The sequence below is a fragment of the Pantoea sp. BL1 genome, from assembly GCF_000963985.1.
GTDB classification, from domain to species: Bacteria; Pseudomonadota; Gammaproteobacteria; order Enterobacterales; family Enterobacteriaceae; genus Pantoea; species Pantoea rwandensis_B.
The window spans coordinates 19,376-44,858 of sequence record NZ_JZRH01000015.1 but is presented as its reverse complement, the minus strand read 5'-3'; the positions used below and the strand labels follow the sequence as shown (position 1 = coordinate 44,858).

General features: G+C 52.5%; 20 protein-coding genes. 10 read left to right on the top strand and 10 right to left on the bottom strand.

The window, feature by feature from the left end:
* Positions 1 to 1,130: 1,130 nt before the first annotated feature.
* Positions 1,131 to 1,604: a DUF1203 domain-containing protein gene (locus tag VH86_RS08915; protein WP_045832668.1), complete on the bottom strand. Its 474-nt coding sequence runs from the start codon at positions 1,602 to 1,604 to the stop codon at positions 1,131 to 1,133.
* A 199-nt stretch (positions 1,605 to 1,803) separates the two neighbouring features.
* On the opposite strand from VH86_RS08915, the gene VH86_RS08910 reads away from it, so the two are divergent.
* From VH86_RS08910 to VH86_RS08880, 7 genes are all read left to right on the top strand, one after another.
* On the top strand, positions 1,804 to 2,046 hold the full coding sequence (locus VH86_RS08910; protein ID WP_045832667.1) for a hypothetical protein: 243 nt from the start codon (positions 1,804 to 1,806) through the stop codon (positions 2,044 to 2,046).
* A 334-nt stretch (positions 2,047 to 2,380) separates the two neighbouring features.
* Positions 2,381 to 3,820: a glycine betaine/L-proline transporter ProP gene (proP, locus tag VH86_RS08905; RefSeq protein WP_045832666.1), complete on the top strand. Its 1,440-nt coding sequence runs from the start codon at positions 2,381 to 2,383 to the stop codon at positions 3,818 to 3,820.
* A gap of 247 nt (positions 3,821 to 4,067) precedes the next feature.
* Positions 4,068 to 5,852, top strand: coding sequence for a malto-oligosyltrehalose trehalohydrolase (treZ, locus tag VH86_RS08900; RefSeq protein ID WP_045832665.1), 1,785 nt, complete (start codon positions 4,068 to 4,070; stop codon positions 5,850 to 5,852).
* Positions 5,849 to 8,344 (top strand): malto-oligosyltrehalose synthase, encoded by a 2,496-nt coding sequence (gene treY, locus VH86_RS08895; protein ID WP_045832664.1) that lies wholly within the window; start codon positions 5,849 to 5,851, stop codon positions 8,342 to 8,344. The genes treZ and treY overlap by 4 nt, the downstream gene beginning before the upstream one ends.
* Before the next feature lie 41 nt (positions 8,345 to 8,385).
* Positions 8,386 to 10,461 (top strand): glycogen debranching protein GlgX, encoded by a 2,076-nt coding sequence (gene glgX / locus VH86_RS08890; protein ID WP_045832663.1) that lies wholly within the window; start codon positions 8,386 to 8,388, stop codon positions 10,459 to 10,461.
* A 255-nt stretch (positions 10,462 to 10,716) separates the two neighbouring features.
* The gene (locus tag VH86_RS08885) at positions 10,717 to 12,354 is read left to right on the top strand and encodes a methyl-accepting chemotaxis protein (RefSeq protein ID WP_045832662.1); all 1,638 of its coding nucleotides are present in this window, start codon (positions 10,717 to 10,719) and stop codon (positions 12,352 to 12,354) included.
* 88 nt (positions 12,355 to 12,442) lie between these two features.
* Positions 12,443 to 13,639 (top strand): MFS transporter, encoded by a 1,197-nt coding sequence (locus VH86_RS08880; RefSeq protein ID WP_045832661.1) that lies wholly within the window; start codon positions 12,443 to 12,445, stop codon positions 13,637 to 13,639.
* A 36-nt stretch (positions 13,640 to 13,675) separates the two neighbouring features.
* Here VH86_RS08880 and VH86_RS08875 read toward each other — a convergent pair whose 3' ends face one another.
* Positions 13,676 to 15,451 carry a chloride channel protein gene (locus tag VH86_RS08875; RefSeq protein ID WP_082082843.1) on the bottom strand — a complete coding sequence of 592 codons (1,776 nt, stop codon included), beginning with the start codon at positions 15,449 to 15,451 and terminating at the stop codon, positions 13,676 to 13,678.
* Positions 15,452 to 15,532: 81 nt separating this feature from the next.
* Between VH86_RS08875 and VH86_RS08870 the strand changes: the two genes are divergently transcribed.
* Positions 15,533 to 15,940, top strand: coding sequence for a MarR family winged helix-turn-helix transcriptional regulator (locus VH86_RS08870; protein ID WP_082082842.1), 408 nt, complete (start codon positions 15,533 to 15,535; stop codon positions 15,938 to 15,940).
* On the opposite strand, the gene VH86_RS08865 is transcribed toward VH86_RS08870, so the two are convergent.
* The 4 genes from VH86_RS08865 to fliD all read right to left on the bottom strand — a co-directional run bounded on the left by VH86_RS08865 (position 15,937) and on the right by fliD (position 18,783).
* Positions 15,937 to 16,272, bottom strand: a complete 336-nt coding sequence (locus tag VH86_RS08865) for an SRPBCC domain-containing protein (protein ID WP_045832660.1) — start codon at positions 16,270 to 16,272, stop codon at positions 15,937 to 15,939. The two genes, VH86_RS08870 and VH86_RS08865, sit on opposite strands and share 4 nt — an antisense overlap.
* Positions 16,269 to 16,583 (bottom strand): helix-turn-helix transcriptional regulator, encoded by a 315-nt coding sequence (locus VH86_RS08860; RefSeq protein WP_045832659.1) that lies wholly within the window; start codon positions 16,581 to 16,583, stop codon positions 16,269 to 16,271. The genes VH86_RS08865 and VH86_RS08860 overlap by 4 nt, the downstream gene beginning before the upstream one ends.
* A 25-nt stretch (positions 16,584 to 16,608) precedes the next feature.
* Positions 16,609 to 17,220, bottom strand: coding sequence for an ATP-dependent Clp protease proteolytic subunit (locus VH86_RS08855; protein ID WP_045832658.1), 612 nt, complete (start codon positions 17,218 to 17,220; stop codon positions 16,609 to 16,611).
* A 153-nt stretch (positions 17,221 to 17,373) separates the two neighbouring features.
* On the bottom strand, positions 17,374 to 18,783 hold the full coding sequence (gene fliD, locus VH86_RS08850; RefSeq protein WP_045832657.1) for a flagellar filament capping protein FliD: 1,410 nt from the start codon (positions 18,781 to 18,783) through the stop codon (positions 17,374 to 17,376).
* Positions 18,784 to 19,230: 447 nt separating this feature from the next.
* On the opposite strand from fliD, the gene licT reads away from it, so the two are divergent.
* Positions 19,231 to 20,094, top strand: a complete 864-nt coding sequence (gene licT / locus VH86_RS08845) for a BglG family transcription antiterminator LicT (RefSeq protein ID WP_045832656.1) — start codon at positions 19,231 to 19,233, stop codon at positions 20,092 to 20,094.
* A 30-nt stretch (positions 20,095 to 20,124) separates the two neighbouring features.
* On the opposite strand, the gene VH86_RS08840 is transcribed toward licT, so the two are convergent.
* The 4 genes from VH86_RS08840 to VH86_RS08825 all read right to left on the bottom strand — a co-directional run bounded on the left by VH86_RS08840 (position 20,125) and on the right by VH86_RS08825 (position 25,061).
* A complete protein-coding gene (locus VH86_RS08840) occupies positions 20,125 to 21,519 on the bottom strand; it encodes a glycoside hydrolase family 1 protein (RefSeq protein WP_045832655.1) in 1,395 nt (464 codons plus the stop codon).
* 15 nt (positions 21,520 to 21,534) lie between these two features.
* Positions 21,535 to 23,397 carry a PTS beta-glucoside transporter subunit IIABC gene (bglF, locus tag VH86_RS08835; RefSeq protein ID WP_045832654.1) on the bottom strand — a complete coding sequence of 621 codons (1,863 nt, stop codon included), beginning with the start codon at positions 23,395 to 23,397 and terminating at the stop codon, positions 21,535 to 21,537.
* Positions 23,398 to 23,602: 205 nt separating this feature from the next.
* Positions 23,603 to 24,325, bottom strand: a complete 723-nt coding sequence (locus VH86_RS08830; RefSeq protein ID WP_045832653.1) for a YoaK family protein — start codon at positions 24,323 to 24,325, stop codon at positions 23,603 to 23,605.
* Positions 24,326 to 24,458: 133 nt separating this feature from the next.
* Positions 24,459 to 25,061: a LuxR C-terminal-related transcriptional regulator gene (locus VH86_RS08825; protein WP_045832652.1), complete on the bottom strand. Its 603-nt coding sequence runs from the start codon at positions 25,059 to 25,061 to the stop codon at positions 24,459 to 24,461.
* A 199-nt stretch (positions 25,062 to 25,260) separates the two neighbouring features.
* On the opposite strand from VH86_RS08825, the gene VH86_RS25040 reads away from it, so the two are divergent.
* A complete protein-coding gene (locus tag VH86_RS25040; protein WP_072016973.1) occupies positions 25,261 to 25,446 on the top strand; it encodes a general stress protein in 186 nt (61 codons plus the stop codon).
* Positions 25,447 to 25,483 lie beyond the last annotated feature (37 nt).

Sequence of the window (25,483 nt, the reverse complement as noted above, 5' to 3'; positions counted from 1 at the left end):
CAAATTTACGCGCGATATATTTATTCAACTTAAGACCTAGCGTAATAAATGTCGTTAACGATGTTATCATGACAATCATCTTAGAGAGTTCATATTGTGGCGTGTAATCAATAAAGCCAGGAACAATGCAGGCCCCACTCAAAAACCAATTCCCAATCATAATAAGCACAGATAAAATAAAGCATTTTGTTAATATATACATAGTTCACCTATCAGCACCCACTCAAGGCTAATGAGTGGGCAAATAACAGCTATCGATAACAGGAATCGTCCAATTCGCTGGAATGACAGTTTCCAGACGAGTTGTCACTTCCATCATTCTCAGTGAGAAAGATTCAGCAGCAACAGTAAAACATCATTTAATAAGCTCTTGCAAATTCATATTTTACACAATGCTTCCATTTTGTATGAAATGCCACCGAAGACCTTACAATAAAATTGTCAATTCATTGTTTTAAATTGATTTTATTATTAACTGTTCACTGGGGTGATTTTTCCGTTTTTTGGAATCATATCACAAAACCTTCTGCTCAATGACGACGCAATATTTCACGAAAACAGTTCAATGTAAGAAATTCCACATTATATTTACCGATTACCCTTACAGGCATCAGTAAGAATATCTGGTATTGCGAAACCCTTTCAATGTAATAAGCGGCGATTGCAATAGCCGAATGAAATTCATTTTTATATTTCAATCACCCTATTAGCAGCGCTCATTTATGTGGGCGTTACGACAATATTTTAATGAAGTTGTTAATTGAGCTTGATAGTCGTCACAGGAAAATAACGCAGTGCATCAGCGAGTACCACCTCATTGGTTAGTCCGCAGCCCATTGCACTTGTTACGAAGACACGCGGCTAATATTTCGTTGGCCGCTCGCAGTAGTGTAAATGCTGATGGTGAAGGTGAAGGTGAATTGAATTGAATTGAATTGAATTGAATTGAATTGAATTGAATTGTGATCGCAGGCGGGTCTTTAAAACGAAAAAACCTGCTTCGCTCCATCAAGATGCTCAGCAGGTCGGCACTGCGGGATGAGTGGTAAGACGCTATTTGCTGTCGGCTACACCACACCAGCGTACCAGGGTCAGCGCTATCGCTTTGGTGCAGGCCGTAAGAGAGTGAGTTAACCTTGCTGCTGATGAATTGCCGCCAGATAGCAGCCGAATCGCGCACTATGGGCGTGGACATAAACGGTTTCAGGCCGCTGCAGCAACGCTAAAACTGTTTGCTCCACTGCATCGTCCGTCACCAACTCTGCGGCGATAATACAGTGCTCATGATTGAAGGCTCGCAATGAGAGTTGACGCTTAGCAAGATATTCCGGGATCTCGTTATGGAATAGACCAGAATGAGTACAGCCTTCATGAATAAAAATAGCGTGCTTCCCCTGATAGGGTGATTGTGCGGGTTGATATGTGTGATTGAGTAAGATTGCATTCTCGCCCGATGGAACATCCTTCAAGCCAATACGGTCTGGCAAAGCCGAGTTGTGGCTAGCTAACACTCTGCGTGCGTTGTACTGCGCCAGATATTCATCATCCTGCCCGTATAAATGGGCGAAATCGCTGCTATTCAATCCGCTGATAATGTAATGCATACTGCCTCCTGCTCATAACATGGGTTCATCAGCAGTAAACGTTATCGAGCCCTCTCTTGCTCGCTGGAAACGGTCAGAGAATTATTGATTACACCCGCAACTGCATTAACCGACTTAGCTCAATCAGCCTGTGTTTGCTAAAGTAGTCGACATCAATCATGAAAACGCTGCATTTGCATGTTTACACGGGAATTTGACCATGCCAGATTACATCTTCTATAAAAAAGATGAGGTCGTAGCCACCGTCGAGAGATCCGATGTTGAGAGCGCCGTCTTACTCATTTCACAAGGCTATAAAAAGTTAGATGAAGAGATCGAAGCAGCGACGCCAGAAGCGGCGTTAAAGCGGTTAGCGGATGTCCAAAACCAAGACAATATTACTCATCATGCTTTCGTTACAGGGTCAGTATTTACCTACATCGTAAATGCGCTGTTCAAATGATTTTCCTTCACCTGCTTTGTGCCGCTGAATCTTATGCGACGTGAATAACTGCAGCATAATTAACTCACTAGCATAGTGTCACCGCATAATATAGTGCAGAATAAAACCCACACCTTCATCCACAACACAATCAATTATTTCATCCCGAGAGAACTTTGACAGAATATACCTTCATCGCTACGCTTTTATGAAAGGACACATTTCTCAAACTTGCACATCTTAAAAAATTTTCCTAAGGTGTCCGCCTTTCAGCCTCTTATAGCTTTCATTTCCATTGGTGAATTATTCGGCTGCGAAAGCTATAAGATCGCTCTAATTTTACTCATGGAGGTTTATGAGCACCGGAACGATTTCTAAACAATCTGACTTAACCGTAGATGATATTACGGTTATTGATAACAAATTACTCAAACGCGCTGTGAGCGCTGCTGCGCTAGGCAATACCATGGAATGGTTCGATTTTGGCGTATATAGCTATCTTGCCGTGATTATTGGCCAGGTCTTTTTTCCCGGTGCCAGTAACACTGCGCAGTTAATCGCCTCTTTCGGTACCTTTGCCGCCGCGTTTTTAGTCCGTCCGATCGGAGGCATGGTATTTGGGCCGTTGGGCGATCGCTTTGGGCGGCAGAAAGTCCTCGCCTTCACCATGATCATGATGTCGATCGGCACCTTCTGCATCGGCCTGATTCCCAGCTATGCCAGTATTGGTATTGCCGCGCCGATTCTGTTGCTGGTGGCGCGTCTGGTGCAGGGTTTCTCCACCGGCGGCGAATACGGTGGCGCAGCGACCTTTATCGCGGAATACTCCACCGATAAGCGCCGTGGTTTTATGGGCAGCTTCCTGGAATTCGGCACACTGGCGGGTTATCTGCTCGGTGCAAGCCTGGTCACCGGCATGATTGCACTATTACCTCATCAGGCCATGATGGATTGGGGCTGGCGTATTCCGTTTTTCCTCGCCGCACCTTTAGGCTTATTTGGTCTCTATATTCGCCTGAAACTGGAAGAGACGCCGGCATTTAAAGAGCATATGGATAAGCGCGAAGAGCTTGAGCACAATAAGCCACAAATGAGCTTGTTGCAGATGCTGCGTGTACAGAGTAAACCGTTATTGAAATGTATTGGTCTGGTACTGTTATTTAACGTGTCCAATTATATGTTAACTGCCTATATGCCTAGCTATTTAACCGGCGTATTGGGTATGAGTGAATTATCCGGGCTGATGCTGGTGATGGTCATTATGTTTATTATGATGCCCTTAACGTTGATGTGGGGACATTTAACCGACCGCATGGGCCGTAAGCCGGTCATTGGCTTAGGGGCATTGGGATTAATCCTGCTGGCTATTCCCAGCTATATGCTGATTGGCTCAGGTAATATGATGCTGGTATTTGCCGGCCTGGCCATATTAGGTTTATTACATACCTGTTTTAGCGGCACGATGCCCGCGACGCTACCGGCACTGTTTGTTACCGACATTCGCTATAGCGCATTAGCCATTGGCTTTAACTTGTCCGTGTCACTGTTTGGCGGCACCACACCGTTGATTACCGCCTGGCTGGTGGACACCACGCATAATGCAATGATGCCCGCTTATTACATGATGGGAGCCGGGATTGTCGGCCTGATAACGGTATTAACGCTGAGTGAAACCGCACGTAAACCGCTTAAAGGTTCATCACCCGCTGTCGCCACCAAAGCGGAAGCCCATAAGCTGATTGATAAATTGCGTCAGCAGCGCGGTCGTAAAGTCCAGCAACATAAACCGGCGTAAACGTCAGGGCGACCATCAGGTCGCCTTTTTTTCTTCTTTATCTCCCCCCCGATTAGCGAAGCGCAAGGCGTCGATAATTTCCTAAACCCATCTGTTCGCGCCAGAAAAGCGCAAAATATCGACTATGATCTGTTCTCAGTCATTTCGTGTCGTCCCGCTGTAAATCGTACTCAGCCAGCATCTTTAAACGGAACGTAGACCGCTGATGTCGTACATTGCCCTTGCGAGGGTTAAACGAGGCAATTGAATGGAATTCAGATCATTTGAAAAATCCTGGGGAGCTGAGATTCAGGCAGATGGCAGCGTGCTATTTCGCTTGTGGGCACCGGGTCAGCAACAGATTACCTTGCGTCTCGCCGATGGCGATCACCCTATGTCAGCCTCCGACGACGGCTGGTATCAACGGCAACTGAGTGGCATACAACCCGGTGCGACTTACCACTTTGTCCTGGCGGATGGCACGGAGGTGCCCGATCCTGCCGCGCGCGCACAGCAATCCGAGGTGAATGGCCCTTCAGTGGTGATCGACCCTCGTCACTATGCGTGGCAACACACCGATTGGCGCGGACACGCCTGGCAAGAAACGGTGGTGTATGAACTGCATATCGGGACTTTCACACCCGAAGGTACCTTTCAGGCCGCCATTGCCCGCTTGCCCTATTTGCAAACGCTCGGCATCACCATGATCGAGGTGCTGCCGGTATCGCAGTTCGGTGGTAATCGCGGTTGGGGTTACGACGGCGTGCTGTTGTATGCGCCGCATTCCGCTTACGGCTCGCCGGATGATTTCAAAGCCTTCGTAGATGCCGCACATGGACACGGCCTGTCGGTGGTGCTCGACATTGTGCTCAATCACTTTGGCCCTGAAGGGAATTATCTGCCGCTGCTGGCCCCTGATTTCTTCCACAAAGAACGCATGACACCCTGGGGCGCAGGCATCGCTTATGATGTTGATGCCGCACGTCGTTACATCGTTGAAGCGCCACTGTACTGGTTGCAGGAGTATCACCTCGATGGCCTGCGCTTTGATGCCATCGATCAGATCGAAGATAACTCCAGCCAACATGCGTTGATCGAGATCGCTGAACGCATTCGTCGTGAGATAACGGACCGCCCTATCCACCTCACCACTGAAGATTCACGCAATGTCACCTTCCTGCATCCACGCGACAAGCAAGGCCATGCACCGCTGTTTACCGGTGAATGGAATGACGATTTCCACAATGCCATCCATGTATTTGCCACCGGTGAAACCCATGCCTACTACCAGGATTTCGCCGACGTACCTGAAAAGCAGATCGCGCGCATTTTGACGGAAGGTTTTGCCTATCAGGGAGAAATCTCGCCGCAGAGTGGTCAACGGCGCGGCGTACCCAGTGCGGCACAGCCCCCGGTTGCCTTCGTTGACTTCATTCAAAACCACGATCAAGTTGGCAACCGTGCGCAGGGTGATCGCTTGATTACGCTGGCCGGCGCCGATCGCACCAAAGTGCTGCTGGCCACGCTGTTATTGTCACCGCATATCCCTCTGATGTTTATGGGCGAGGAGTATGGGGAAACCAACCCATTCCTGTTCTTCACCGATTTCCACGGCGATCTGGCCAAAGCAGTGCGTGAAGGACGCGCGCGCGAGTTTACCGGCCATGCGGGGCATGACGACAGCGTGCCCGATCCCAATGCGCAAGAGACTTTCAATCGGTCAAAACTCGACTGGAGCAAGCTGGAGAGTGAAAAAGGCAAAGCCTGGCTGGCATTCACCCGGCAATTGCTGGCATTGCGTCAGCGCCACATTGTGCCGCTGCTGGATAAAGCGGGCGGTCACAGTGGCAAGGTGCTGAAAACGGCCAAAGGTTTTATCGCGGTGAGCTGGCAGTTCCCGCAGGGCGAGCTCTCATTGGCGCTGAATATCAGTAAGCAGGCACAACCCTTACCGACCATGGCAGGCAAAACCCTTTTTGCCTGGCCGCAGGAGAATGATGTGTTGCCGCAACATGCCATTGTGGTGCGCCTGGCACAGGGAGAAAAAGCATGATGATTCCTTCAGCAACCTACCGTCTTCAGTTCCGCAACGGCATGACCTTCGATCGCGCCATTACCCTGCTGCCTTATTTGCAGCGGCTCGGTATCAGCCATCTTTACGCCTCACCTATCTTCACTGCCACCACCGATTCCACGCACGGCTATGATGTTACCGATGCCAATGAGATCGATCCCGTTCTGGGCGGACGTGACGGCTTTAATCGACTGTCGGCGGCGCTACAGCAGGCAGGCCTCGGCTTAATTCTGGATATCGTGCCAAACCATATGGCGGCATCACTGGAAAATGCCTGGTGGCGCGATGTGATTGAGCATGGCGAAAACAGCCAGTATGCGCGCTATTTTGATATCGATTGGTCGCGCCGCCTGACGCTACCCTTCCTCGGCGAAGATTTTGAACGCGTTCTGCAAAACGACGAATTGAGCATTCAACCTCATCCGCAAACCGGCCATCCGGCGCTGGCTTATTACGACAGCTTTTATCCCCTGACGCCCGCCAGCTGGCAAGGTCGCGCCGACGAGGTGCTGGCCATCAACGATCGCGCAGCCATTGCCGAGTTGCATCAGCAGCAGCCCTGGCAGCTGATTAACTGGCGTGACGCACGAAAAGATCTCTCCTACCGACGCTTCTTTGAAATCACCGGGCTGGTCGGCGTGCGGGTCGAGGATGAAGCCGTGTTCAACGCCTCACACGGACTGATTCTGGAGCTGGTTCATAGCGGTGCTGTGAGTGGTTTGCGTGTCGATCACGTTGATGGTCTGGCCGATCCGCAGGGTTATCTTCAGCGCTTGCGCCAGGCTGCGGGTGCGGATTGCTACATCACGGTAGAGAAGATTCTGGCAGAAGAAGAGCAGATTCCGGCTGAATGGCCCATTTCCGGCACCACCGGCTATGAGTTTATTGCTGCGCTTTCACATGCGTTGATCGACGATAGCCAGATTGATGCATTGCATCTGGCCTATGAAGCCGTCACCGAAGAGCGGAATGATGTCAGTGCTGGTCTGCGCGCCGCCCGTGAATTGATGGTTGACCGTAACTTCGCCGGTGAATTTTCACGTCTGCTGGCGATAGCGACCGGGGTGGCACATTTAGAACAGCGCAATTTTGGCGAAGCGGAGTTGCATGTCGCCCTGCGCGAGATGCTGATCGCCTTCCCGGTTTACCGCACCTATGGTCGCCCGGCAGGCATGCCGCTGGCCGGTGAAGCACTTCTCCAGCAAGTGCTGGAAACGGTGAAGTTTAGTGCGTCCCCGTCTGCACTCAGTTTCCTGCAGGCCATATTACTCGGTGCGGTCTCGGAACAAAGCGAACCGGATGCCGCTGATTTCCGCACGCGCTTCCAGCAGCTCACCGGCCCGTTGATGGCGAAATCGGTGGAAGACACCCTGTTCTTCCGCAATCACGCCATCCTTGCCATCAACGAAGTCGGCGCGGAACCGCTGCCGCATCCCTTCTCGGTGGAACACTTCCACCAGCAGATGCAAACCCGGTTACATCATCAACCCGACGCACTTTCGACGACGTCAACCCACGATACCAAACGTGGGGAAGATGCCCGTGCCCGACTCTATTCACTGAGCGAAGCACCCGCACTCTGGGCAGAGAACGTCACGCGCTGGCGGGAGCTGAATCAATCCAAAGTGCTCACTATGAACGAAGGCCCGGCCCCCGAACCGGCGGTAGAATGGATGCTGTATCAGGCGCTGGCCGGTGCGTGGCCCACGACCTTACGACCAGATGACCACGACGGGTTGCGTACCCTTGAGGCACGCTTTATACCGTTTGTGGAGAAAGCGCTGCGTGAAGCCAAGCTTCGTACTGACTGGGCGGATGGCGACGAAACTTACGAACAGGCGGTGCTGGAATATGCAAAACATCTGCTATCCGCAGAAAACCCAGCATTCCTGACGGACTTCGTCACAGCCATTCAACCTTTCGTTGATGCCGGCCTGGTTAACAGCCTGTCACAGACCGTGATTAAGCTCACCGCACCAGGCGTCCCGGATATTTATCAGGGCAGCGAAGCGCTGGATTTCAGCCTCGTCGATCCCGATAACCGCCGTGAGCCCGATTACGCCGTGCTGGAGGCGCAACTTGTTGATCGCAGCCGTCCTGATTTCACTCAGCCCTCTGACTGGCGCAGCGGCAAACTCAAACAGCAGGTCATCGCATGCTTATTACACCTGCGCCTGGATAAGCCGCAGCTATTCCGTTTCGGCGATTATCAACCGTTGTACGCCACAGGCGCGCATCCAGAGCACCTGATTGCCTATGCGCGACAGGACAGTGAAAACAGCCTCATCGTTGTGGCGCCTCGTTTAATGCTGGAGGGCACTTCCTGGGCTGAAACGTCCATTCCCTTACCTGAGTCACTGGCCCACCGGCACTATCGCAATCTGTTAAGTGGTGCAACCTTAGCGCTTAACGAACAACTTTCTTTAGATAACTTACCGCCTTACGCGCCACTGGTGCTGATTGCCACTTAATAACAAGCCTGTATTTCTGTTCATGGGATGGAGAGGAATGAATGTCTAACGCAAAGCCTTTAGAAATTATCGCGGGTTCGGGTCAAACGCTTGGCGCAAATTATGATGGCGAGGGCGTCAATTTTGCCCTGTTTTCAGCGTTCGCCGAGCGTGTGGAATTGTGTCTTTACGATGAGAGCGGTCAGCACGAAATCGCGCGTTTTGATCTGCCGGAAAATACTCATGAAGTCTGGCATGGCTACATTCCCGGTCTGCAGCCCGGCGCACTTTACGGCTATCGGGTGCATGGCCCGTTTGAGCCAGAAAACGGCCACCGATTTAACGCCAACAAACTGTTGCTCGACCCGTATGCGCGTGAGCTGCGGGGTGATATCCAGTGGAACGATGCGCATTTTGCCTATGACCTGCTGCATGAAGATAAAGACCTGACTTTCGATGAACGTGACAGCGCGCCCTTTACACCAAAATGCCGGGTGATCGATCCCAATGAATTTGACTGGCAGGACCGCAATCGTCCGGTTATCCCGTGGTCACAGACCGTCATCTATGAGACACACGTTAAGGGCTTCAGCCAGTTGAACCCGGCAGTGCCCCCTGAAATGCGCGGCACTTACGATGGCATGAGCAACAAAGCCACCGTCGAATACATCAAAAGTCTCGGTGTCACGTCGGTTGAGTTGCTACCGGTGCACTGGTTCCCGGACGATCAGCATTTGCTCGATAAAGGGCTGAAAAACTTTTGGGGCTATAACTCACTGGCGTTTTTTGCTCCGGCCTCGCGCTACTTTGGCCCACGTGGCATTCAGGGCTTCCGTGATATGGTCCGCGCCTTCCACGATGCCGGTATCGAGGTGATCCTTGATGTGGTTTACAACCACACGGCTGAAGGCAATGAACTGGGTCCGACGCTGTCGTTCAAAGGCATTGATAACTTCTCCTATTACCGCACTTTGCCGGATCAGCATCGCTACTACATTAACGATACCGGTACCGGTAATACGGTGAACACCTCGCATCCGCGCGTATTGCAGATGGTCATGGATTCTTTGCGTTACTGGGCGGAATCGATGCATATCGACGGTTTTCGCTTTGATTTGGGCACCATTCTCGGGCGCGAACCGGAGGGTTTCGACCAGCGTGGCGGCTTTTTTGATGCCATGACGCAGGATCCGGTGCTGTCGAAATTGAAACTGATTGGCGAACCCTGGGATATCGGCCCGGGCGGCTATCAGGTCGGGGGCTTCCCGCCAGGCTGGGCAGAATGGAACGATAAATACCGCGATACGGTGCGCGAATACTGGAAAGGCGACAACGTCTCCACCGACTTTGCCGCGCGTCTGCTCGGCTCCGGCGATCTCTATGATCAACGCGGCCGTCGTCCATGGGCCAGCATCAATTTCCTCACCGCGCATGATGGCTTCACGCTAAATGATTTGGTGTCGTACAACGAGAAGCACAACGACGCGAACGGTGAAGATAACAATGACGGTCATAACGATAATCGTTCGTACAATTACGGTGCAGAAGGTCCGACTGATGATGAAGGCATCAACGCGGTTCGCGAACGGCAAAAGCGTAACTTCCTCGCGACGCTGCTGTTCTCACACGGCACCCCGATGCTGCTAGCCGGTGACGAGTTTGGCCGCAGCCAGATGGGCAACAACAACGGTTACTGTCAGGACAGTGAAATTTCCTGGCTGCATTGGGAAAATCTGCCGGAATCGGCGGATGCCTTACGCGAATTCACCCGTCATTTGCTGGCGTTAAGGGCGAAACAGCCGTTGCTGCGCCGTGAAAACTGGCGTGACGGCATGGATATTAAGTGGTTTAACGCCGGAGGCGGCTTCCAGCAGGAAGATCAATGGGATGAGGGCAGCACGCTTGGCGTCTATATTGGTCGTCCCGATCTGCAAACCGAAGAGGGCATCTGGCACGATGTGCTGATGCTGTTCAATCCGTTTGAAGGCAATGTGCCCTTCCGCATCCCGCAATTTGGCGAAGGCGGTTGGGTGCTGGAACTCACTACCTCCGATACGGCTAACAAGGGGTTGGTGATCACCAAAGAGAAGGATTTCGAACTGGAAGGCCGCAGCATGGCGCTGTTTAGAAGGCCTTAAGATCCATCTGGTGCCGCTGTGAAGTCCTCACAGCGGCACGATGATGAGGTTAGCAATTTTAACTACTTTTCACTGGTTCTATTTAATAGTGCCGAACCGGTTAGAAATGTTGCACTTTCACCGCGGATTTTCCGATCCCCATCACTCCTCGCTAAAAAATAATTAACTAAATCTCGCAATCTGCCGATGGTTATTAATCTGCCCTATTCCCTGATTTTCCTGAACCAGGGGTGCTTTTAGATTAAGGATAATTAGATGAACATCTCCCAGCGTCTCCTGCTGACCCTTTCCATGTTGTTTGGCGCCATCATCCTGCAGGCCATTCTTGCGCTCTCGCTGCTGTCAGGATTTCAGGACCGATTTGAATTTGTGCAAACCAACGCCATTCCTTCGATTAAAGACATTGGTAAACTGATCGACCAAAGTAACCAGTTAGCCATTACGCTGTACAAACACCAAAGCCAACTGCATGACAGCAACATGCCCGCAGTTGAGAAGCAAATCGATGAGCAAATCAATGGACTGAAAGCGCTGACCGATGACTACATGGCAAACGATATTTCGAATGAAGAGGACAAGCGCCTGACGAATGTCGCTTTGGATAACATTCAGCGCGTTGTGTCGCAGTTACCTGCTTTCCTCGCGGCTTCACGTGCACACCAGAATGAAGTGAGCCTGGGTTTGCTGGAAGGTAACAGTGGTGTAGGTGCCGCCATTCGTCAGTTAATCAGTGATTACCAGACCCAGCTGGCACTTAACATTCGTGCAGGCGACGTATTGCGCGCCACCAATCAAAGCACCTTCCATTTTGTCTTCTGGACCACCGTTGCGGGTGTAGCAGCAACGGTGGTGATCTTCGGTCTGTTCTCCCTATTTACCGTGATGCGTATTCGTCGCAGTTTGAGCGCGGTGGGCCAGGTGATGATGACCGCCAGTGAAAATCTCGACCTGACACTGAGCGCCGATGAAAGTCGCCGCGATGAAGTGGGTAACATGGCGCACGCGTTCAATATTCTGATGCAGCGCGTGTCAGAGGCGCTCTCTTCCGTGCGTAAAGCGTCGCAGTCGGTGAGCAGCGCGTCGGTGCAGATCTCGGCTGGCAACGAAGATCTCTCTTCGCGCACCGAACAACAAGCGGCATCGCTGGAGCAAACCGCTGCCAGTATGACGGAGCTGAGTGAGACCGTGCGTCAGACAGCGGACAACACCCGCCAGGCGAGCCAGTTAGCGGCCAACGCCAGCGATTTATCAGAGAAGAGCGGTACATCGCTCACCACCATGTTATCGACGATGGATGACATCCGTGGCAGCTCGCGCAAAGTCACGGAGATCGTCTCAATTATTGAAGGTATCGCCTTCCAGACCAACATTCTGGCGCTCAACGCAGCCGTTGAGGCAGCTCGTGCCGGGGAGCACGGTAAAGGCTTTGCCGTGGTCGCGGGTGAAGTGCGCAGCCTGTCGCAGCGTTCAAGCAATGCGGCACGCGAGATCAAAGTGTTGATTGAAGCGTCGCACCGATTGACCGAATCGGGTGCCACACAAGCTGCCGATGTAGGCCGCAATATGGAAGTCATGAACGAGGCCATTCATCAGGTCAGCCAGTTGGTCGGTGAAATTGCAGCGGCGGCTGTTGAGCAGAGTCAAGGCATTGTGCAGGTTCAACAAGCCGTGAATCAGATGGATGATGTCACCCAGCAAAACGCCGCGCTGGTCGAGCAAGCCGCGTCAGCCTCGCAGTCACTGCAGGAACAAGCGGGAACTCTAAATCAACTGGTGGGCAAATTCCATGTCAGCGATGCGATGGATGAGCCACAGCCTGTTCTGCGTAAAATCGCTCAGCCAAAACCTCAGCGTTTAACCGTGGTGAACGACGCCGATTGGCAGAGTTTTTAAGCCCTGCCCCTTCCTGCGCCGCGCGCGCAGGAAGGCTTTCTGTTACCCTTGGCCGCAGGCAATGCCTGCAGGCACTTAAGGGACAGTGATGAATTTACAGCAACAGCTACGCGGCAAATGGGCGATTTACGGCCTGATGTTTTTACCCGGTTTCACCTGGGCTTCATGGGTTAGTCGCACGCCCTTTATGCGCGATATTTTGCATGCCTCCACCGAGATGATGGGCCTTATCCTGTTCGGCTTTTCCTGTGGTTCCATGCTGTGCGTGTTGCTGGCAGGAAAATTCATCGCGCAATGTGGCACCAGCCGTGTCATGCGCTATGGCTTTGTGCTGCTGCTGAGTGGCGTCGCCGTCATGTTAGCTGCCCTACTGCTGCATAACGCTTACGGGGTGTTCGCCAGCCTGGTGTTACTGGGCGGAGGGACAGCGCTAATCGATGTGGTAATAAATGTTGAAGGCGCAGCCTTTGAGCGGCTGATCGGCAAGTCAATTATGACCACCATTCACGGCTTCTTCAGCTTTGGTACGCTGATTGGTGCTCTGTCAGGTCTTGCGATGACGGCAGCGGATATCAGCATTAGCTGGCACTTTGCCGCCGTGGTGCTGGTGAACCTGCTGATCGTCGCCACTGCACTGCGTCATTTACCCGCCACCAGCGACAGCGAACGACATGATCAGGCTCACAGCGGGGGGTTTCTGGCGCAAGTTGGACGAGAGCTGCGCGACCGCCAACTGCTCATCCTTGGGGTGGTGATTTTGGCCATGGCGCTGGCGGAAGGCTCTGCCAATGACTGGCTGCCGTTATTGATGATCGATGGTCATCATCTCAATCACACGCAAAGCACCCTGGTGTACGCAGGTTTCACCGCGGGGATGACGGTGGGACGTTTCCTTGGCGGATATGTCGTGGATCGCGTGGGCCGTGTGCTGGTATTACGTGCCAGCGCATTCTCAGCTGCCCTGGGTCTGGCGATGGTCATTTTCTCCAACAACCAATGGCTGGCGGCAGCGGCGGTGTTGTTCTGGGGAATTGGCGCATCGCTTGGCTTCCCACTGACCGTCTCCGCTGCGGGCGACGGCCAAAACAGCGCGGTTCGCGTGACCATCGCCGCCACGCTTGGCTATCTGGCCTTTCTGGTGGGACCGCCAGGCCTGGGCTTTATTGGTGAACACGCGGGTCTGCGCATGGCGATGTTGCCGGTACTGATCATGGTGCTGCTGGCGTTGGTGTGTGCAGGTGCGGCGGGTTCCCGAGACCTCAAAAAGGCTGAGCAATCCGTTTAGATCCGGCGGCCCTCAGGCCGCCTTACGTCGCTGGCACTAAGCTGACTTGCGCAAACCTAAATAGCGCACCTTAAAGTTATCCGCTTTTTGCGCCAGATAGCGCACGCGGAAAATATCATGGCGGGTGATCACCCCTTTCACCTCACCTGAATCAACATCGGTGACCACCACCATGCCCACCTCTTCGCTGAATAAGTGATCCGCGATATGGCTGCACAAGGTGTCGGGATGGGCGCTCATTTGTGGTGGGTCGCAGAGCAACGCCTGCAAGCTGATATCCATCGCACGCTGCTGGAGCTGCCAGTGGATCATCTCCTTACGTGACACCACCGCAACAAATCTGCCCTGCGCATCCACCACCGGATAATGGTGATGCGCATGTAAATCGCTCATCACAGCAATCACCTCTTGCAAAGGCATTGAGCCCGATAGCGTCGCTGGAGCGGCGGTCATAATTTGTCGCGCTTTGGTGGTCTCCAGCGTGTCGGTGGCATACTCCTGCACGATGTGATGTCCACGGCGCGCCAGTCGTTCCGTGAAGATGGATCGCGGCATCATCAAGACGCTCACCGCATAAGAGGCCACTGCCGCCCCTAATGCCACGGGCAGCAGGTCAAAATGCCCTGTCACTTCCACCGCGAACAGTGTGCCCGTTAGCGGTGCTCGCATAGCACCGCTGAGAATACCGGCCATACCCGCCATCACCAACATCCCGCCGTAGCCGGGCAGCAGATGCGCCACCACCGCGCCCACCGCACCACCAATAATCAGCAACGGAGCGACTACGCCTCCAGAAGTCCCCGAACCCAGCGAGATCAGCCACACGATACTTTTTACCAGCAGCAGCGAAATGATGATGTTGATTGCCAGCGAGCCCTCTAACAAATTCTGGATACTGACATAACCCGCACCCAGAACGCGTGGCTGAAGAATGCCCCCAATACCCACCGCCACGGAACCCAGCGCGGGCCACCACATCCAGTGGAAGGGCAACTGATGGAACCACTCTTCCAGCCGATACAGGCTTTTCGACAGCACAACGGCGATCACGCCAGTCAGAGCGCCAATCCCTACCGCCACGATGAGTTGCATCGGTTGCAGATGAGCCAGCCACTGGAAAGGGAAAATCGCGCCGGTGCCAATCAGCGCGTTGCGCCAACACCAGGAAACCAACACCGCACTGACCACCGGAATAAAGCTGCGTGGCTTCCACTCAAACAACAGCACTTCCAGCGCCAGCAGAACTGCCGCAACAGGAGCATTGAAGATGGCGGTCATGCCCGCAGCCGCGCCCGCCACCAGCAGGGTTTTACGTTCGGCTGCACTGAGATGAAATAACTGAGCAAACAAAGAACCGATTGCGCCACCGGTCATGATAATCGGCCCTTCAGCACCAAACGGGCCACCGCTACCAATCGACACCGCCGAGGAGAGCGGCTTAAGCACCGCCACCTTGGGTGACATGCGGCTTTCGCTGTAGAGAATTGCCTCAATCGCTTCTGGAATACCGTGGCCGCGAATTTTCTCCGAACCAAAACGCGCCATGATGCCAATGATTAAGCTGCCCAGCACCGGCGCCGCAAGAATGTGAAGCGCGCCAGCGTTGCCCGGCATCACGTGCTCGGCGAACGAAAATTGGTGATACCAGAACAGATTGGTCATCAAGGCGATCAGGTGCAGCAGCACAATGGCACCGAACGCGCCGCCGGTTCCTATCAGAATGCCCATCAGCGCGAGTATAATCACTCGCTTCGTCACGGTGTGGTCAGAAAGTTTGGGCCGATGTGGGGAATCGGACAACGTGTCCCGCATCTTGTTGCTCCTGGTTACGTTATCGAAACGCGCAATTTACATCGCAATACGATATAAATTCAATGCAGAAAGGTTTTCAACATGTCACAACCCAAAATGAAAGATGCCGATTACGCGCTGCTGGCGGACTTCCGCGCCACCTTGCGCACCTTTATGGCCTTCAGTGAAACGCAGGCACGCAGCGTAGGGTTAACGCCGCAACAGCACCAGGCCCTGCTGACCATTCGCGGTACCGCGTTGGGTAACGCCACTGTAGGTTATGTGGCAGAGCGTTTGATGTTAAAACCGCACAGTGCTTCAGGTTTATTAAGTCGTTTAGAAGAGGCGGGACTGGTGTTACGCGAGCCGGATCAAGCTGACCAGCGCAAAACCTTTTTGCGGTTGACGGCGGAAGCGGAGCAACTTCTGGAGTCGCTCTCGCTGGCGCATCTGGAGGAGTTAAGCAACTTAAAACCGATGCTGCTGTCGATGATTAACCAATTTTGCTAGGCGGCCAGCATGAGTGGACTGAATCCATCGTTGGCTGCTTGCAGGCGCGGGTCGCTCAGGCGATGCACAATGGTCAACAAGGTGCCACCGGCATTATCTGGCGCGATCATAAACGACACCTCGCTCTCCAGATAGGGGGACGTGTCATCGCGCATACGATAATGAACCGCTTTGCCAGGTTCACAGGCAAGGGGTTCAGCGTCAGCTAATACCGCATCGGGCAGCCAGGCTTCCCGGTATTCGGCGATACTGATGGCGCGCCACACTTTCTCCGGTGGCGCGTCCAGTTGATACTCTTCAACACGTTCGATCGCTGTCTCGGCTTCACTCATTGGTCCATTTCCTTCAGCAAACTTTTCAAGGCATCAATGCGTGTCGGCCAAAACGCACGATACCTGGCTATCCAGTTGACCAGAAACGTCATGCCAACCGGGTCGACTTCATAGTTCACAAAGCGCCCTTGCCGCTCTTCACGCACCAGCCCCGCACCCCGTAACACCGCGAGATGCTGAGACATCGCCGATTGGCTGATCTCCATCCCGTCGCGCAACGTCGTGGCATTCATGCGCCCCACCGACAGCTTTTCAAATATGGCACGACGGGTCGGATCCGCCAGTGCTTTGAATATCGCATTTTCAATCATGTCGATGACATTAGCACTGGCTTATTTAAGCAGCAAGATAATCTGCCGCAATTTCCTGCTCGGTGATGATCACTTTGTTTACCAAACCGTATTCCAGCGCCTGCTCCGCACTCAACCAGAAATCGCGCTGGGTATCCTGCTCGATTTTTTCGATTGGCTGCCCGGTGGCATCAGCGAAGATGAGGTTAAGACGGTTTTTCATACGCACGATCTCATTGCTGTAGATTTGCATATTGCTGGCGGGGCCTTGCATGCCACCAGACGGCTGATGCAGCAGGAAACGCGTGTTGGGCAACGCGTAACGATGCGCCTTTTTGGCCGCCGCATAGATGAGCGCACCGGCGCTGGCGACGCACCCCGAACCGATCATGATGACCTCCGGCGCGATAAATCGGATGGCATCAAAGATCATGTCGCCGGATTCCGCATGTCCGCCAGGAGAGTTAATAAATACGGTAATCGGCTGGTGATTAATCGCTGCCAGGATGTGTAAGTGCTGCACCACCTCTTTCGCCATCTTTTCATCCACGGTGCCGGTAATGAAGATCTTACGGGCGTTGATCAGATGTTCCATCAACGAGGGATTCAGCGGCGCAGCAGAAGGCGGCTGAGGGGTTTCGGTATCGCTGTAGCGCATAGCGTAGCTCCGCAAAAGGAATAGACACCAAATACATTAGCACTCACTTATCTATTTGGCGAGAAAACAGGTGTTAGCAGAGGCGTTTTGCAGAGATGAAAAAGAGTTTCAGGGCGCAGAGTGCGCCCTGACTTAGGCAGATTAGCTGGCTAATTACTTCTTGCTGCTGGTGTTATCAAACTGCTGGGTGAGGTAATTACTGGTGTTGTTCAACACGCTGACCATCTTATCCAGATTAGTGAACTGGGTTTTGTAACGCGCAATCTTGTCATCAATACGCTTACTCGCCGTGTTGTATTGCTCGGTCAGGTGATTGAGCTTTTTACTGATGGTATCAGTCGCCCCCTGCAAGACCCCTTTGCTGCTCAGGAAAGTACTGAGTGTGGTATCCAGCACCGTAGTGACACCGGTTTTCTTACCATCACCAGTGTACATATCCCGGATTGCTTCTGGTTTTACCTGCAGCGCATTCGCCAGCTTCGTCGCATCCAGCTTTAACTGACCATTGGTTGGGTCAGTGGTGATACCCGCCTGGCTCAGCGTCTTATACACTGCCGACCCTGAGGCATTCGCCAGAATGCTTTTCAGCTGCGTCTGAATGTTGCGTAAGGTGCCATCGCCCAGCAATGCGCCGTTTTTGCTGTCCGGATCCGCACCTGCATCGACCGCAGTGTATTTGGTCAGGCTCGCCATGGTGTCCTGCAGCGAGTTATAGGCGGTTACCCATTCGGTAATCGCCGTCTTCGCTTTGCTGGTATCACTGCTCACCGTCAGCGTTTGGTTGCCGCTGGTTTGATCATTCAGCTTGAGCGTAATCCCTTCCACCGCATCGGTAATGGTATTGCTGCTGCTGACAATCGCCACATTGTTAACCGTCAAACTGGCATTCTGGGCTTCCACACTCTGTGTCATGCCGCTGTGGTCTTTATCTGCCGCATCGAAACCGATGAAGCTGTGCAGCGTGTCATCGCCGGTCACGCTCAGGGATTTCAGGGCATGGTCGGTGCCCGTCGCCGTGGACGTTAATGACAGTCGGTACTCGGTACTGGAAACCTTGATCAGGCTGGCACTGATACCTGCATCCGATTTGTTAATCGTGTCGCGAATCGCGGACAAAGAGGTCTGATCTTTGGTCAGTGTAATGCTTTTCTCTTTCCCCTCCGCCGTGACAAATTTCAGGGTCCGTGAGGCGTCATCGCTGCCGATGGCCGCTTTGATATCGGTTTTGGCCGCACTGGTTAACGTCTGCGACTGCGCCAAATGATCGACAGCGATGGTGTATTTGCCGGTTAACGCTTTGCCATTGGTATCGGCACTGAAAGCGGTCGAACTCGCCGTGGTGCTGGTGGCGGTATACAAGGCGGCGTCTTTTAATTTGGTGTTCGCCGTCTGGAAAGCTTGAATGGCTGTTTTCAGCGTGCCGTAAGCAGAAAGCTTTGCTGTTGCGGCCGATTGCTGTTTTGAAATCGGCACCAAAGCTTGCTTTTCTGCGCTGCTCAGGGCCGTTAGCGTGTCACTCAACTTCATGCCAGAACCGACGCCTAAACTTGATATCCCGGTCATCCCACTCACTCCTGTTATTTTGACGTTACGGTACTATCGGCGACTTAAGGCAAACCTTTAATGAAAACCAGATCATTTCTTTACGCTATCCTTACGAATATCCTTACCTGGCGCCCGGAATTGGTGCAAAACGCCCATCCAGCGCCCGTTCCAGAGGATCAGCGATGCCGATTGTTTCTTTACGTTTCGCTTTCGCACAGGCTTTTGCGCATCATCAATCGGCGCGTTTTGGCAAAAACCGAGATAGCGACGGAAGGGTCTCCCGTGTGACGAGTCTCCAGCGGCGCAAAAACATGACGTAACTCACATATCACCGCTCTCTCGCTTGTCGGAATCACGCAGCCGCTTATGATCTCGCCAGATTGTTACTGCGTGCAAACGCAGGCAAAACCTGACACGCCGCCCTCCCGGTGGGTCAGGTTTTTTCTTTTTCAGGGCAGATAAAACATGAAAATCGCGAAGATCCTCAATAACAACGTCGTGGTCGTACTGGGCGAAAAAGGCAAAGAACAGGTCGTCATGGGGCGCGGGCTGGCTTTTCAGAAGCGCGTGGGTGATGCGCTGGATACGCAACAGATTGAGAAAGTCTTCGCTCTGCAAAGTGACACTCTGACAGGCAGGCTCAGCGAACTGCTTTCCGACATCCCGCTGGAAGTCATCACCACCAGCGAGTTAATCATCGCCAATGCACGTCAACAGCTGGGTCAGCCGCTGCATGAGAGCCTTTCGATTGCGCTTTGCGACCACTGTCATTTCGCCATTGAGCGCCATCAGCAGGGCATGCCGATTCGCAATGTACTGAAGTGGGAGATCAAAACGCTCTATCCAAAAGAGTTCGCGATTGGCATGGAAGCACTGGCATTGATAGACAAACGTCTCAATGTGGCCTTGCCTGACGATGAAGCGGGCTTTATCGCCCTGCATTTGGTCAATGCACAATTGGGCAGTGATTTTGCCGATGTCTCTCACGTGACGCAATTTATGCAGGAGATTTTGCATATCGTGAAGTACCGGTTGCAGCTGGATTACCGCACCGACAGCCTGAGCTACAACCGCTTCGTCAACCACCTGAAGTTTTTTGCCCAGCGCATGCTCGGAAAACGCGGCGTATGCAGTGAAGATGAGTCTTTGCACGATGTGGTGCGCGATAAATATCCCATTGCCTATCAATGCGCGCTGAAGATCGACAGCCACATCCAGCAAAAATACCGCTATGCCCTGTCTGCTGAAGAGCGCATGTTTCTCACCATCCATATTGAGCGGGTACGCAAAGAGACCTTAGCGTTGCAGGAAGATGCCGACGAGGCGTGAAAACGGGCGCCTGCGCGCCCGTTAAAGAAGTTATTTCAAGACCGCGCCGTGGCTGCGAATGACGTCCTGATACCAGAAAAAGCTCTTTTTACGCGAACGCTCTAGCGTACCGTTGCCTGCATCATCGCGATCAACATGGATAAATCCGTAACGTTTAGAGAACTCGGCTTTGGAGGCGCTGACCAGGTCAATCGGTCCCCAGCAGGTGTAGCCCATTACTTCCACACCATCCTCAATGGCTTCCCGCACCTGGACTAAGTGATCATTCAGATACTGGATACGGTAATCGTCATTAATACTGCCATCGGCCTCAACCACATCTTTGGCACCCAATCCGTTTTCCACAATAAACAGTGGCTTCTGATAGCGGTCATACAAGATGTTAAGCAGGATACGCAGCCCTTCTGGATCAATCTGCCAGCCCCATTCTGAACTGGCCAGATGCGGATTAGGCACCATCGACAAGATATTGCCCTGCGCTTTCTGGTTCTCTTCTTCATTTGTGGTGACGCAACCGGTCATATAATAACTGAAGGAGATGTAATCCACGGTGTTCTGCAGGTCACGTTTGTCTTCATCGATGATGGAGACCGTGATTCCGCGATCGGCAAAGAAGCGTTTCATGTATGCCGGATAGGCGCCGCGCACCTGCACATCACCAAAGAATAACCACTCACGATTCTGCTGCAGGGTTTCCAGCACATCGGCCGGACGGCAGCTGAGCGGATAGAGCAGCGCCCCCAGCAGCATGTTGCCGATCTTACCGTCCTGCACAATCTCATGGCAGGCTCGCACGGCGCGACCGCTCGCCACCAACTGATGGTGGATGGCCTGATAGATCGCCTGTTGATCGCTCTCTTCCGGCAAGCCGACGCCGGTAAAGGGCGCGTGTAACGACATGTTGATTTCATTGAACGTCAGCCACAGCTTCACTTTATGCTGAAAGCGAGTTAACACCGCGCGCGCATAGCGTTCGAAACAATCAATAGTGATGCGATTGCCCCAGCCACCGTATTTTTTTATCAAGCCATACGGCATTTCGTAATGTGACAATGTCACTAATGGCGTAATGTTGTACTTTGCCATCTCATCGAATAAACGATCGTAAAAGGCCAGCCCCTCTTCGTTGGGTTGTGCTTCGTCGCCCTGCGGGAAGATACGCGTCCAGGCAATCGAGGTGCGCAGCACGGTAAAGCCCATTTCCGCGAACAGCTTGATGTCTTCCGGGAAGCGATGATAGAAATCTATCGCCGTGTCTTTGATGCCAAAATCGTCGCCGCTGCGTTCAACGCGCGCGCCGAAAATCCCTTTAGGTTGCAGATCCGAGGTCGATAACCCTTTACCGCCCTCCTGCCAGGCACCTTCCACCTGATTGGCGGCAACGGCGCCACCCCATAAAAATGCATCCGGGAAACGTGTAGTCATTTACTTGCTCCTTGGTTATTTCAGCACGGCCAGCAGCGGCGAGCCTTCACTCACCACGCTGTTATTCAGGGTTAACACATCAATAAAATCATCACTGTTACTCACCAGCACCGGTGTGGTGAGGTCAAACCCAGCGCTTTTGATCGCCTCAATATCAAACTCCAGCAGCACGTCACCTATTTTCACCGGCTGATCGTTTTGCACCTGAGGATGGAAATATTGCCCATCGAGTTTTACGGTATCGAGTCCAACATGGATCAGCACTTCCGCGCCTTGATCTGACGTCAGTCCAATGGCATGTCCGGTGCGGAACATCGAAGAAACCACGCCATTGACCGGCGACACCACGCGGCCCACTTGCGGCAGAATGGCCGCGCCTTTGCCGAGTAAACCGCTCGCGAAGGTCTCATCTTTGACTTTTTCCAGTGATAACACTTCCCCCGCCATCGGGCTGACGACGCTTTCACGACGCGTCAATGTTGCGGGTGCGGCTACGGGTTCCGCCACAGCGGACGGAGGCGCGGACTCCTGCAACCCAAACACATAGGTCATGACACAGGCAAAAATCAGCGCCACCAGGGCACCGGCAAAGGATGCCATCACACTGGCATCAAGACCTGTCGAGGGCACAACCTGGATGAAGGTGAAAATGCTGGGGAAACCAAAGGAGTAAATGGTGGTGTGCCAGAAGCCCAGAATGGCGGCACCCAGCGCGCCACCGATACAGCCGAAAATAAACGGACGACGACGCGGCAGCGTGACGCCATACACCGCCGGTTCGGTGATGCCAAAAATACTGGCGGTGAACGCCGAACCCGCCATCGCTTTCAGTTTGATATCACGCGTGCGCAGGAAGATCCCTAATGTCGCGCCCGCCTGCCCTAATACCGCCGGCATCAGTAATGGCAGTAAGGTGTCGTGACCGAAGTTAGCCAGATTGTTAAGCATGATCGGCACCAGGCCCCAGTGCAAGCCGAATATCACACAGATTTGCCAGATCGCGCCCATCACCGCCCCCGCCATCATCGGACTGAGGCTGTAAATCCACAGATAGCCTTCTGCCAGCAAGCGGCTGAGCCAGGTCGCGGCTGGGCCAATGGCCAGAAAGGTGAGCGGCACGGTGATTAACAAGCACACCAGCGGCGTCGTGAAGTTGCGCACCGCGCCGGGTGAACGCGGATGTACCCAACGCTCAATCAGGCTTGAGACCCACGCAGCAAAGATAATCGGGATCACCGAGGAGCTGTAATTGAGGATTTCCAGCGGGATACCCACAAAGGTCAGTGGCTTTCCTGCCTGCTGCTGTTGCATCGCTTCCAGAATTAATGGATGCACCAGCGCTGCGGCAATCGCCATGCTGACAAAGGGGTTACCGCCAAATTTTTTCCCGGCGCTATAGCCGAGCAGAATTGGCAAGAAATAGAACAGGCCATCGCTGGCGACAAACAACACTTTGTAGCTACCGCTGCTCGATTCCATCACACCGAGCACCAGCGCCAACGCCAGCAGTCCCTTGATGATGCCTGTCGCAATCATCACACCAATAAACGGTGTAAAAATGCCGGAAACCAGATCGATAAAACGGGCAAACAGGTTTTGTGGCGTAGTGTCCTCCACGTTGTCGGCACGATCGAGTGCATAGCGTGCCGTTAACGCGCGATAGACCTCCGCAACCTGGTTGCCGATGACGACCTGATATTGTCCACCGCTTTCTACCACCATAATGACGCCAGGATTATTTTTTAACTCGGCGGTATGCGCTTTTTGACGCTCTTTTAATTTGAAGCGCAGGCGCGTTGCGCAATGCATCACGCTGATAATGTTCTCTTTTCCCCCCACGCCTGCCACAATGTCATCTGCCAGTTCCTGATATTGCATCTTCCTTTCTCCTGCAAAACGCCCCGAATTTCGCGCAAAAAAAAACCTGAGGCGCGCCCTCTGCTATCGAGAAAGGGCGCGCCTCAGGTTTTGCCTGCCGAACAGTAACAATCCTTAACGCCGGTTATCATGCTGAGCATTGCCAAAAAGTAGCAAGCAGTTTTCTAAAAACACGCTGAGAAATGTGAGGGACGTCAATTATTGTTCAGGAGTGCAGTAGATGTCCGGCACGTTGTAATGCAGACAAAGCGAGTGCAGATAGCATCACGCCAATCAAAATTAATAGTTTATAGCTCAGTGCGTTGAGCAGCAGAATACCCAGCACGCCGCCGAACAGAAATGCCATCACCGTGAAGAAATGCAGTTTTAAACGTTCGATATAGAGCGGTGCATCTTTCGGGGACTCTTTACGGCGTAGCACATCAAACAACATGGCCAGTTCAATACCAATATCGGTGGCGGTACCGGAGACATGGGTGGTGCGCACGCGTGCGTTGGAAATTCTTGTCACCACGGCGTTTTGTAATCCCATCAAAAAACTCAAACTGAGAACCAGCAGTACTCCCGATTCACTAAAGCTGAACCAACTCTCAATGACGCCTAGCGCTAATAATGCCACGCCTTCCAGCAGGATATTGATGGCATAAATCCCGCGAATTTGTCGTCTGCGGCCGGAGTTGATGATCAGGGTCGAAACTGAAGAACCGGCGATAAAAAGCAGCACGATCAGCAGGAAGAACAATCCAACGTGCAGATTCGCTTTCGCCAAATGGTCGGACAGTGACGAGACGTTGCCCGTCATGTTGGCTGAGAAAAAACCGACGGTTTCAAATGCAGCAGTGTTCAGCGCGCCCGCCACGGCCGCCAGCGTACAGGCGAGTCGGGTATCCGTATTAAAAGTGCGCGTGTTTTCGGAAGTGATCAGCATGGCTATTCCCGGCCCTGGCAAAGGGGAATATCTTCCTCCTGCGGGCCGGAATTCTCAAGCCTCAGGCAAAAGACGCCATTTACTGACCGGGCATAACAGGTGTCATGAGAGAGGGACAACGTCAGTGGAAGTATTAATCGACATGAGTTCGATTAAACCCGTATTGCGTAAGCCGATGATGAAACTCAACATTATTCTCACAATTCAGTTTAGCGTAAATCGATCGCTTATAGTGACTGATGGTTTTGTTATTCAGTCTGACACGCAAGGCAATGTCCTGCTGACTGCTGTATCGGGCAAGCCATTTCAGCATGTGAAATTCCTGCAGCGAGAGCGAAGGCACACGGCTTCGTGTTGAGGTATGAGGTCTCTTCTCAGCGAGTATATTGACGTTTTGAACAATGCTGGCTAATGAGGCTTTTTTTGTCAGAAATAAAACCGAATGAAATTCATGGGCAAGAAAATTAAGCAGCGCGGCATCTTTAATGTCAGTCAATACCAACACGCGGATACAAGGATAAAGTGCCTGCAACAGGCGTAAAAACGTATAGGAAGATTCAATATCATCCGCTTCGGTTTTTAACTCAATAATCATCACTTCGATTGATTGATCGATTAATATTTTTTTTGCATCACATAAAGATGTGCAGGATAAGAATTGGTAACCAGCAGATATCAATAGCTTTTCTAAGCCAAGCGCGGCCCAGAAATTGGCTTCAACATTTAATATTTTCATATTTATTACTTAAACAATTTAAAAAATCATTTAATCGTGATTAGTGGCTATTTTAAATCGGATAACATTTCTTTTTTTGTGCGATAAAGACTACAAAATATTAATTATCCCGCGCTGGCGAAGCCGCAGTCGCGCACTAAAATTATGGAGTGACTAGCTAGTCCTTATCTCTCACGGAACATTGATATGAGGTCTTCCTATGAAACAACAGAGCTACAGAGGCGGTGCAGGGAATTTTGCTAACGATCCGGCACGGGCAAGAGAAGCTGGCAAAGCGGGAGGCAAAGCCAGTGGAGGCAACTTCAGAAACGATCCTGAACGCGCCGTTGAAGCGGGTCGGAAAGGAGGCAAGATAAGTCGCCGTCCTCCAACAAAGTCTGAGTAAAGCGCTTTAGGATTTGTTCTGCCAGGGACTGGCATCT